Source organism: Neisseria sp. HMSC70E02, from assembly GCF_001838645.1.
Classification (GTDB): Bacteria; Pseudomonadota; Gammaproteobacteria; order Burkholderiales; family Neisseriaceae; genus Neisseria; species Neisseria macacae.
Map to the genome: position 1 here is coordinate 37,105 of NZ_KV838066.1, position 10,150 is coordinate 47,254.

At 53.9% G+C, this 10,150-nt stretch carries 9 protein-coding genes; 3 read left to right on the plus strand and 6 right to left on the minus strand.

Annotation, left to right across the window (positions count from 1 at the left end; genetic code table 11):
- Nucleotides 1–243 precede the first annotated feature (243 nt).
- Nucleotides 244–1,221 carry an ABC transporter substrate-binding protein gene (locus tag HMPREF3277_RS01595; protein ID WP_070869838.1) on the minus strand — a complete coding sequence of 326 codons (978 nt, stop codon included), beginning with the start codon at nucleotides 1,219–1,221 and terminating at the stop codon, nucleotides 244–246.
- Nucleotides 1,222–1,621: 400 nt separating this feature from the next.
- On the opposite strand from HMPREF3277_RS01595, the gene coaD reads away from it, so the two are divergent.
- Nucleotides 1,622–2,152, plus strand: a complete 531-nt coding sequence (coaD, locus tag HMPREF3277_RS01600; protein ID WP_003776009.1) for a pantetheine-phosphate adenylyltransferase — start codon at nucleotides 1,622–1,624, stop codon at nucleotides 2,150–2,152.
- 203 nt (nucleotides 2,153–2,355) lie between these two features.
- Here coaD and HMPREF3277_RS01605 read toward each other — a convergent pair whose 3' ends face one another.
- From HMPREF3277_RS01605 to HMPREF3277_RS01625, 4 genes are all read right to left on the minus strand, one after another.
- Nucleotides 2,356–3,087, minus strand: a complete 732-nt coding sequence (locus tag HMPREF3277_RS01605) for a LytR/AlgR family response regulator transcription factor (RefSeq protein ID WP_003758320.1) — start codon at nucleotides 3,085–3,087, stop codon at nucleotides 2,356–2,358.
- Nucleotides 3,088–3,365: 278 nt separating this feature from the next.
- The gene (gene gluQRS, locus HMPREF3277_RS01610) at nucleotides 3,366–4,253 is read right to left on the minus strand and encodes a tRNA glutamyl-Q(34) synthetase GluQRS (RefSeq protein ID WP_070869839.1); all 888 of its coding nucleotides are present in this window, start codon (nucleotides 4,251–4,253) and stop codon (nucleotides 3,366–3,368) included.
- Between the two features lie 254 nt (nucleotides 4,254–4,507).
- Nucleotides 4,508–6,676: a primosomal protein N' gene (locus HMPREF3277_RS01620; protein ID WP_070869845.1), complete on the minus strand. Its 2,169-nt coding sequence runs from the start codon at nucleotides 6,674–6,676 to the stop codon at nucleotides 4,508–4,510.
- A gap of 41 nt (nucleotides 6,677–6,717) precedes the next feature.
- Nucleotides 6,718–7,383: a hypothetical protein gene (locus HMPREF3277_RS01625; RefSeq protein WP_070869840.1), complete on the minus strand. Its 666-nt coding sequence runs from the start codon at nucleotides 7,381–7,383 to the stop codon at nucleotides 6,718–6,720.
- A 257-nt stretch (nucleotides 7,384–7,640) separates the two neighbouring features.
- Here HMPREF3277_RS01625 and HMPREF3277_RS01630 point away from each other — a divergent pair, with 257 nt between their 5' ends.
- Nucleotides 7,641–8,435 carry a DsbC family protein gene (locus tag HMPREF3277_RS01630; protein WP_003758306.1) on the plus strand — a complete coding sequence of 265 codons (795 nt, stop codon included), beginning with the start codon at nucleotides 7,641–7,643 and terminating at the stop codon, nucleotides 8,433–8,435.
- Between the two features lie 8 nt (nucleotides 8,436–8,443).
- Here HMPREF3277_RS01630 and HMPREF3277_RS15135 read toward each other — a convergent pair whose 3' ends face one another.
- A complete protein-coding gene (locus HMPREF3277_RS15135) occupies nucleotides 8,444–8,590 on the minus strand; it encodes a hypothetical protein (RefSeq protein WP_003758304.1) in 147 nt (48 codons plus the stop codon).
- A gap of 107 nt (nucleotides 8,591–8,697) precedes the next feature.
- On the opposite strand from HMPREF3277_RS15135, the gene HMPREF3277_RS01635 reads away from it, so the two are divergent.
- Entirely contained in the window at nucleotides 8,698–10,020 is a 1,323-nt protein-coding gene (locus HMPREF3277_RS01635; RefSeq protein WP_070869841.1) for a murein transglycosylase A, read from the plus strand.
- Nucleotides 10,021–10,150 lie beyond the last annotated feature (130 nt).

A 10,150-nucleotide genomic window follows, 5' to 3' on the forward strand; every position in this document is an offset into this window, starting at 1 on the left:
AAAAGTAGGTCGGATACTCGTATCCGACAGCCCCGTTTAGCCGAAATGTCGGATTCAAGAATCCAACCTATGCTGCTGATAGGTCGTCTGAAAAGAGTATGTCTTATACTCGTATCCGACAGCCCTGTTTAACCGAAATGTCGGATTCAAGAATCCGACCTACGTTGCTGATAGGTCGTCTGAAAAATGATAAATCAGGTATTCACAACCACCCTGCCCTTTTTCAGGCGACCTCTCCCCCGTTTAAGCCAAGAAGAACCCGTTATCCGGCAGCTTGCCGCCCAGAAGTTTCGGGTTGAACTGCATCAGGATTTCGTAAAACTTCAAAATCTCGTTCTTCACTTCGCTGCCTTTGGTTACCGTCAGCCGCGCGCCGTCTAGGCCCATGACTAGGGCGGGTTCGGGGGCGGGTAGGTAGTTTTTGCCGATTTTAGCGGCGCTTTGGCGGTTGGCAAGTATCCAGTTGAGTGCGTTTTTCAAATCCTGATGGAAGATGTCGAACTGCGCTTTGTGTGCGTGGAAATATTCTTCGTTGGCGATGATGCCCGCCATCGGAATCAGCGGTTTGGTGTCAAACGCCTGCCCCCATGCTTTCACCAAATCAAAACCGCGCACGACGTTTACGCCCATGGTTTTGCCTTTGAGCATGCTTGCGCTTGCCATCGGTTCGGGCAGGATGGCGGCGTGGTAGTCCTTGCTCAAAAACAGCCCCACCGCTTCGGGCGGCGTGGCGGTGTAAGTGATGCCGACTTTGTGCGCGTCGATTTTCAGTTTTTTCAACAAGGCTTGCAGCACGATGTCGGGCATATCGTTTTTAAACGGTACGAGGATTTTTTTGCCGACTAAATCCTGCGGCGAGGCAATCGCGCTGCCTTTGCAGACCAACTGCGTGATGCCGTTGGTCAAAATATTGACCATGCCGACTTTCTGCCCTTGGTTGCGCAGGTTTACGCCGACATTGCTTGGACTCATCATCACTTTAAATTGCCCGCTCGCCACGCCCGCGCGAAGCTGGTCGGGCGAACGCCAAACCTTCAGCGACACATCCGCCTGCTTCGCCAGCTTGCCCTGCAACGCCGCTACGGCAATGGTTACGCTGGGCATCGCCGGCGCACCGTACACGGTAAACTGCTCTTTCCCCGCCGCCAACAGCGAAGGCGAAACGCCTGCCGCTGCCAGCGCGGCGGTCATTTTTAAGAAATCACGTCTTTTCAGTTCCATTTTCCAATCTCCATATCGAATCCGTCTGAAATATAGCGGATTAACTTTAAACCAGTACGGCGTTGCCTCTCCTTACCCTGATTTATTTAATCCACTATACAAATGCACTTTCGCCCATTTGCCTAATACGGATAAATTTTGATAATAATTTCTATTTATTATGCTATTAAAGGATTTCGAAGTAAAGGAAGGCTAATCCGGCGTCGCCGCATTATTGCTTTAAACCGCCTGAAGCAAATCTTCATGCGTTTGATTTCATATCAATCATGTTTTAATGAATGGGTCGTCTGAAAACCCGGTTTCGCCCCAATACGGACTGATTGTGTATTTCAGACGACCTTTTTGACATTCCCGCCCCCGCCCGCTATGCTGACGGCTGCCATCACTCACTCTACTTTCCATGAAAACGATTCCCCCGCGCCGCGCTGTTTACGCAGGCAGTTTCGACCCGCCGACACTCGGTCATCTTTGGATGATAAAAGAAGCGCAGGCGCTTTTTGACGAACTCGTCGTCGCCATCGGCATCAACCCTGAAAAACGCAACACCTACACCATAGACGAACGCCGCGCCATGCTCGAAGCGATTACGGGCGACTTTCCCAACGTCCGCATCTGCGTATTTGAAAACCGCTTCCTTGTCCGCTACGCGCGCGAAATCGGCGCGGGATTTATCGTCCGCGGCATCCGTTCTGCTGCCGACTACGAATACGAACGCTCCATGCGCTATATCAACAGCGACCTTGCACCCGAAATTTCGACGGTCTTCCTGATGCCGCCGCGCGAAATCGCCGAAGTATCTTCCACCATGGTCAAAGGTTTGGTCGGTCCCGACGGCTGGCGCGACATGATACGCCGCTACCTGCCCGAGGCCGTGTACGACAAAATCGTGCGGGATCATGATAAAACGGCGAATGACGGCGCATCGCAATAAGTTTCGGACAACGGGAATTGGAGGCAGATAACGGATTACCCTTCCATCGGGATAACCTGTTGCCCCGCCTTATCCTAATCTTATCCATCCGCTACTCTGCCGCCTTGTTACGACTACCGTGTCAGTTCACGACAAGGGGTCGTCTGAAAAACAAAAGCCCTGCCAAACGGCAGGGCTTTGTTGATGATGCAGCAAAGCCGCCATCAGATTTGTTTTTTCAGAATTTTGCGCAGGGTTGCCAATTGACGGCGGCTGACGGGAAGCGGTTTGGGTACGTCCAAAACCTTCGCGCCCCAAATGGCATTGCTCTCGTCTTCCTCTTCATCCAAGCGGATAAGGCAGTCTAAGGTGTGTCGGAACACGATGGCGTTGCGGTGGATGCGGATCACTTTGTCTCCGAGCAGCTCTTCCCAAGAAACCAGCGTTTTGGGCAATTCGTATCGCTGCCCGTCGCCGGTAATCAGGAATACGGTTTTGTGTTCCGCCAATAAATAACGCGCCTGCTGCCATGGGATTTCAATCATCAGATCACGGCTGAAGACGGTGAAATGGGTGAAATCGTCGGCTTTTTCGCGGTATTTTTCGCCAACACGGTCAAGCGCCGCTTGCAGACGGGTCATTCTGATGGGCTTGAGCAGGTAGTCGGCGGCAGCCAATTCGAAGGCACGCAGGGCGTGTTCTTCATAGGCGGTGGTGAAAATAATTTCGGGCTGGCGTTTGGCACCGCGCTTGATGCGCTCGACAAACTCCAAACCGTTGATTTCAGGCAGGCCGATATCGGCGAATACGATATCTGCTTCATGTATGCTCAACCAATCCAATGCCGGCTGGGCATGGTGGAATACATTAAGCAAGACGACATTGCATTCTTCAAGTAAGACCCGTAAACGCTCTGCTGCCAGCACTTCGTCTTCAACAATAATGGCACTTAACATAATCTTTTTTTCTTTGTTATTTTAAATACGAATGTGAATTTTAAATCAATACACAACGTTCCCGCGTGCTTTCGGTATGTTGAAACATTTTTCTCATACGGTTGCCTCTTTCTGCCGTTTTGGTAGACAGGCCAAACATTCATCTGAAATGAAAGTGGTCTTGAGGTGTTTAGGAATATACCTTAATTCTGTTAACTTTATCCGAAAAACAAGCGATTACTTACAAAAATTAAAAAATTTAAGTAATACCTCAAGTAATTTGTTGCAAATTTACAAATTTACTCCGTGACTATGTCATTAACCGGTATCGTCCGTATCTCCCAATGTAAAACCGCCCACGCCAACAATTCTTCGGGGCGGTCAACCTCGGGCGCGTCGGGAAGATTGAGATAACGCATCACTTGCCGCAAAAGCGCTTCGCGCCGGTTCAAATCCAAAGCGGGAGCAAGCGTTTGTTTGGACCATTTCTGCCCCTGCGAATTCACCAGCAAAGGCAGGTGCACGTAATGCGGCGTGTTTGCGCCGAGGCATTGCTGCAAATAAATCTGACGCGGCGTGGACACCAGCAAATCCTGTCCGCGCACGATATGCGTGATGCCTTGTTCGGCATCGTCCGCGACCACGGCAAGTTGATACGCCCAAAAACCGTCCGCACGCAACAGGACGAAATCGCCGATATCGTGTGCCAGATTTTGGGCGTAATAGCCGACAATCCCATCCTGAAAACCGATCGTCCTGTCGGGAACGGCAATCCGCCAAGCAGGCGTTTTCCCATTTGCTCCAGGCCTTTGCGCCGGAACGCGGCAACGCCCGTTATACACAAATCCGTCCGCCCCCACCGTTGCCGCCGCCTGCCAGTCTTTACGGCTGCAATAACAAGGATATACCAGTCCCTCACTTTTCAGACGACCCAATGCCTCTTGATACAGCCCGTTCCGTCGGCTTTGGTAGGCGACTTCGCCGTCCCATTCAAAGCCGAACGCTTCCAATGTGCGCAAAATATGCTCGGCGGCACCCGCCATTTCCCTGGGCGGGTCCAAGTCTTCCATACGCACCAGCCACTTGCCGCCGTTGGCGCGCGCATCGGCATAAGAAGCCAAAGCGGTCAGCAGCGAGCCTATGTGCAGCAAACCCGTAGGACTGGGGGCGAAGCGTCCTATATACATGCAAACTCCGTATGGAACTCAAAATGGGCGATATGTCGGCAAAGCCTGAACTGCCAACTGCGGCGCAGCATCAGGCTTTCATACCGCGTATTTTATCGTAGGGCTTTTGTGAAGGCTCAAATGTTTTTCAATGCAGGCGCAACCCTGCCCATCCCGGCCTGGCCGCGTTTCACAAACCAGAAAGATGGTTTAAACAAAAAGGTCGTCTGAAAATGCCTCTTCCGCTTTTTCAGACGACCCCTTCCCTATTCCGCTTACGCTTCCTGCGCGTCCACATCCACCGACCATCTGATTTTGCCGTCGCGGTTTTGCTGCAACACCTGCACCCACAAACTCACGGCGCGGTGCAAATCCTGTCGGGATGTTGATTCGAGGAAGATTTGTGCGCGTTCGCGTTCGGCGAGGCGCACCATCAGCATGGGGGCGGCGCCGAACTGGGAGACGCTTTCGGGCAAAAGTGGGGCGAGGGTTTCTTTGGCGGCGTTGAGAAATTCCATCGCATCGGCAACGCGCGGCGCGTCGGCGCGGACGGCGGTCTGGAAACCGAAGGGCGGCATGGCAAACATTTGCCGCTCGTTCAATTCGTTTTCGGCAAACACGTCGTAGTCCTGCGCTTTGACGGCGGCGAAGACGGGATGTTCGGGCAGTTGGGTCTGTATCAACACCTTGCCGGGTTTGTCGGCGCGCCCCGCCCTGCCGGACACTTGCATCAGCTCGGCGAACAGCCTTTCCGGCGCGCGAAAGTCCGCACTGTACAGGCTGCCGTCGGCGTTTAAGACGATAACGAGGTTGAGCCGCGCGAAATCATGGCCTTTGGCGAGCATCTGCGTGCCGACCAGAATATCGATTTCGTTGTCGGCGATGCGGCGGTACAAATCCGCCCAGTCGTTTTTGTGCGCGGTGCTGTCCCTGTCGACGCGGACGACGGCGGCCTTGGGCAGGAAAGCGCGCAGGGTTTCTTCAACACGCTGCGTGCCGTGGCCGACGGCGGTCAGGTCTTGGTTGCCGCAGTCAGGGCATTTGAACGGGATGGGTTCGCGGTGGTCGCAGTGGTGGCAGCGCAGTTGGCGGGCGCGTTGGTGAAGCACCATTTTGGCGGAACAGTTCGGGCAGCCGAAGGTATGGCCGCAGTCGCCGCAAAACAGCGCGGGCGCGAAGCCGCGCCGGTTGAGGTACACCAGCGACATGCCGCCCGCTTCAAAATTCTGTTTCAAAAGCTGCAAGGCTTGCGGTGAGAAGCCGTTGTCGAGTTTCAGACGGCCTACGTTGAGGATGTCCACTTGCGGCAGTTGTGCGGCGGTATGGGCGCGCTCGGTCAGTTGCAGCAGGCGGTACGCGCCGCTTTGCGCCTTGTGCCAACTCTCCAAGCTGGGTGTGGCGCTGCCCAACACGACGGGGCAGCCGCTCTGCTTCGCCCGCCACACCGCCAAATCGCGGGCGTGGTAGCGCAATTCGTTGTCTTGTTTGAACGAGCCGTCGTGTTCCTCATCGACCACAATCAACCCGACATCATCCATCGGCGTGAACACCGCCAGCCGCGTGCCAATCACCAGCTTCGCCTGCCCCAACATGGCGCGCAAATAATCCTGCGTGCGCCTGCCTGCCGCCATCTGGCTGTGCAACACGGCAGTCGGCACGTCGGCAAAACGGTTTTCCACCCGCTTCAAAAGCTGCGGCGTGAGGTTGATTTCAGGCAACAAAAACAACACCTGCCGCCCCTGCGCCAACACTTTCGCCATCGCATCGAAATACACCTCGGTCTTGCCGCTGCCGGTGATGCCGTACAGCAGAAACGGCTGGAAGCTGCCGAAGGCCGTCTGAATTTCATCGGAAGCCTGCTGCTGGTCGGCATTCAACACAAATTCAGACGACCTCAATACAGGTTTTGCCGCTTCCGTCGTTTCAATCCAACCCTGTTCCGCCCAATCTTCGATTAATTTCGCCGCCTGTGCGTTCACCTGCTTCAATGCCGCCATCGTCATCCCGCCCGACAGCAGCGCGTCCCACAAAGCCGCTTTTTTATTGAACCGCGCCGGCGGCGGCGTTTGCGCCCTGCCCGCTTCGTTCAGCGCGTAAAACAACGGCGGCTGCGGCATTTCCACCGCGCGCGTTTCCTTCAAACCCTGCGGCAGCGCGGCAAACACCGCCTGCCCCGTCGGATAGTGGTAATAACGCGACGTAAACGAGAGCAAATCACGCCAGTTTTCAGGCAGCAGCGGCTCGTCCAAAAAGGTCGTCTGAACGCCCAAAATCCGCGCCGCATCCATATCGGGCGCAATATCCGTTTCCCACACAATCCCGACCACGGTCTTGTTGCGAAAAGGCACAAGCACCCGCGTTCCTTGCGGCAGCGGGTCGGAATGGGAATAAGTCAAAAGGCCGTCTGAAAGCGGCACGTTTACGGCGATGCGGTGGTAGATCATGGTGTGTAAAAAATGTTTGAGGCCGTTTGAAAAAACGGAAGCTATTTGCACAAATACAAACAGTCTTTATCCAAGGTAAAGCCGTAACCCTGTTTCCACAAATCAAAATAAGGACGGAGAAAATCGCTGTCAGGTTTGGTGCGGTAAAGCGGGTATTGCAGATAGGCGGACAGGTAATAATCACAACTTACGGAATAATAGGCTTCGAACAACACTTGTTCGGGGCTGTTGTAATCTGTATTGCTCGTCTGCCATTCGCTGAATACCTCTCCCAACAAATCCTGAGTATCGTTAAACTCTTCCGCAGGCTCACCCAAACGTATCTGTTTAATCGCTGCCAAGGCTGCAATCAGCTCTTCGTCTTCAACAAAGCGGGCAAATTCGCGCAACCCTTCCAGCAAACGCTCACCCGTCTGTCTCACTTCCGCCTCATCTTGCGCAGGCGGACAGAAATAGCCGGGAATATAGCCGCCGTCGAGGATTTCTTGGTTATGTTCGGCAGTGTTTTGATACACAGGCATAATGCGCGCCAACAATTCACGCCCCTTTTCCAAAGGCTCAAACACATCAGCCACGCCTTCTCCGTCAGGCATAAAACCTTGAAACAAACCATAGAAATAGTCTTCCCAGCCATTATATTTATCTGCTGCCCGTGGCTCTTCGCCCAGCAGCTTAAACAGATATTCAGCGTATTCTTGTTGGTTCATCTTTTCTCTCAAAGTGTCGATAAAATCTTTCAGTTGCCCGCAGCAAATCTTTCAGACGACCTCAAACCGGCCCGAAGTCCGCTTAGCCATATGTTTACGGCGATGCGGTGGTAGATCATACAGGCAGGCAAATCGTTTTTTTGCGTATTTTAACAGCCGAAAGCTATTTTCAGACGATAAATTGAGCCTCAATACAATGCAGGCATGACAGAGGTTTGATACAATGCGGTTTTCTTGACACACGCCTATACTTAAAAATGAAAACCAAATTAATCAAAATCTTAGCCCCCATCGCTCTGATCTCACTGACCGCGTGCGGGCAAACGCCCGTTTCACAGGCAAATGCAGCGCCCTCTTCAGCCGCCAAGCCCGCCGCCCCCGTACAAGGCAAAGTCGGCGAAGCCTTGAAAGCCCGCCTCGAAAAAATTTACGAATCCCAAGGCCTGAAAGTCATCAGCGTCAGCGAAACCCCTATTCAAGGCATTTATGAAGTCGTTGTCAGCGGCAAACAAATCATTTACACCGATGCCAAAGGCGACTATATGTTTGTCGGCGACCTCATCGACGTCAACACGCGCAAAAGCCTGACCGACGAACGCGCCGCCGATTTGAACAAAATCGACTTCGCCTCCCTGCCTTTGGACAAAGCGATTAAAGAAGTACGCGGCAACGGCAAGCTGAAAGTCGCCGTCTTCTCCGACCCCGACTGCCCATACTGCAAACGCTTGGAACACGAGTTTGAAAAAATGACCGACATCACGATCTACAACTTCATGATGCCGATTCCGAGCCTGCACCCCGATGCCGCGCGTAAAGCCGAAATTTTGTGGTGCCAGCCCAACCCGACCCAAGCCTGGACCGACTGGATGCGCAAAGGCCAATTCCCGAGCGGCAAAGCCAATTGCGACAATCCCGTTGCCGAAACCACTTCTTTGGGCGAACAATTCGGCTTCAACGGCACACCTACCCTCGTCTTCCCGAACGGCCGCAGCCAAAGCGGATACAGCCCCATGCCGCACCTCAAAAAAATCATCGAAGACAATCAGAAATAAGATTGGCTTCAAGATACGGCAAAGGTCGTCTGAAAACCGATATACAAGGTTTTCAGACGACCTTTTTCATACCGCCGAAGCAGGCAGGCAAACTGTGTTAAAATCCCAAGCTCTTGAATAAACGGACCAAATATCCCGTCTGCAAATCTGTCCATCCGATGCGAACCGATTTTCTGAGTACATCCCAAGCAAGTCGGCGCAGCCGCTTGATACGTTTCACCCTATCCGGCGGCAGATTTCAGACGACCTTTAAGACAGCATTATGAAAAAACACCTATACCGCATCACACTCCTCACCATCGCCGCAGCCGTCCTCTCCGCCTGCCCGAGCAAACGCATCAAAAACCTTCCCGAAGTCGACACCACCACCGTCAAAGGCCCGGACCGCCCCACCGGCACGCCCGACCCCGCCGGTACCACCGTCAGCGGCGGCGGCGCGACCTACACCGTCGTGTCCCACCAAGAACTGCCGCACTGGAGCACCCAACACTTCGTCAAAAGCCTCCAATCCTTCCGCTTAGGCTGCGAGAAACTGAAAAACCGCACAGGCTGGCAAGATGTCTGCGCCCAAGCCATGCAGACGCCCCTCCACCATTTCCAAGCCAAACATTTCTTCGAACGCTATTTCACCCCTTGGCAGGTCAGCAACAACGGCAACCCCGCCGGCACCATCACCGGCTACTACGAGCCCGTCCTGCTCGGCGATGACAAAGCCACAAGCAAAGCCCGCTTCCCCATCTACGGCATCCCCAACGACTTCGTTTCCGTCCCCCTGTCCGCCAATTTGAGGGGCAGCAAAGCCACCGTCCGCATCCGACAAACCGGTGCCAACAGCGGCGTTATCGACAACAGCGGCACACATACCGCCGACCTGTCCCAATTCCCCATTACCGCCCGCAGCACCGCCCTCAAAGGCAGATTTGAAGGCAGCCGCTTCGTTCCTTATTACACCCGCAACCAAATCAACGGCGGCGCGCTCAACGGCAAAGCCCCCATCCTCGGTTACGCAGAAGACCCCGTCGAACTCTTCTTCATGCACATCCAAGGTTCAGGTCGTCTGAAAACCCCGTCCGGCAAATACATACGCGTCGGATTCGCCGACAAAAACGAACACCCCTACGTCTCCATCGGACGCTACATGGCAGACAAAGGCTACCTCCCCCTCGCACAAACCAGCATGCAGGGCATCAAAGCCTACATGAAGCAAAACCCCGGCCGCCTCGCCGAAGTCTTGGGACAAAACCCCAGCTACGTCTTCTTCCGCGAACTGACCGGCAGCAGCGAAGCTGGACCGGTCGGCGCATTGGGCACACCGCTCTTGGGTGAATACGCAGGCGCCATCGACCGCCACTACATCACCCTAGGCGCACCGCTGTTTGTCGCCACCGCCCATCCGACCACCAAAAAAGCCCTCAACCGCCTCATCATGGCGCAAGACACCGGCAGCGCCATCAAAGGCGCCGTCCGCGTGGACTACTTCTGGGGCTACGGCGATGAAGCAGGCGAGGTTGCCGGCAAAATGAAAACCACAGGCTACGTCTGGCAACTCCTGCCCAACGGCATGAAACCCAGTTATCAGCCTTAAAATCAGCTAAAAAGTCAAAAGGTCGTCTGAAAACCGGTTTTCAGACGACCTTTTTCATATCCAAACCATCCATGCCCGCTCTTATAGTGGATTAACTTTATAGTAAATTAAAAACAAAATAGTACAATAC

What these genes read in the sequence shown, in the direction of transcription:
- HMPREF3277_RS01595 (WP_070869838.1), bottom strand. Translation starts at nt 1,221, where the DNA reads ATGGAACTGAAAAGACGTGATTTCTTAAAAATGACCGCCGCGCTGGCA.
- coaD (WP_003776009.1), top strand. Translation starts at nt 1,622, where the DNA reads ATGAAAACGATTCCCCCGCGCCGCGCTGTTTACGCAGGCAGTTTCGAC.
- HMPREF3277_RS01605 (WP_003758320.1), bottom strand. Translation starts at nt 3,087, where the DNA reads ATGTTAAGTGCCATTATTGTTGAAGACGAAGTGCTGGCAGCAGAGCGT.
- gluQRS (WP_070869839.1), bottom strand. Translation starts at nt 4,253, where the DNA reads ATGTATATAGGACGCTTCGCCCCCAGTCCTACGGGTTTGCTGCACATA.
- HMPREF3277_RS01620 (WP_070869845.1), bottom strand. Translation starts at nt 6,676, where the DNA reads ATGATCTACCACCGCATCGCCGTAAACGTGCCGCTTTCAGACGGCCTT.
- HMPREF3277_RS01625 (WP_070869840.1), bottom strand. Translation starts at nt 7,383, where the DNA reads ATGAACCAACAAGAATACGCTGAATATCTGTTTAAGCTGCTGGGCGAA.
- HMPREF3277_RS01630 (WP_003758306.1), top strand. Translation starts at nt 7,641, where the DNA reads ATGAAAACCAAATTAATCAAAATCTTAGCCCCCATCGCTCTGATCTCA.
- HMPREF3277_RS15135 (WP_003758304.1), bottom strand. Translation starts at nt 8,590, where the DNA reads ATGGACAGATTTGCAGACGGGATATTTGGTCCGTTTATTCAAGAGCTT.
- HMPREF3277_RS01635 (WP_070869841.1), top strand. Translation starts at nt 8,698, where the DNA reads ATGAAAAAACACCTATACCGCATCACACTCCTCACCATCGCCGCAGCC.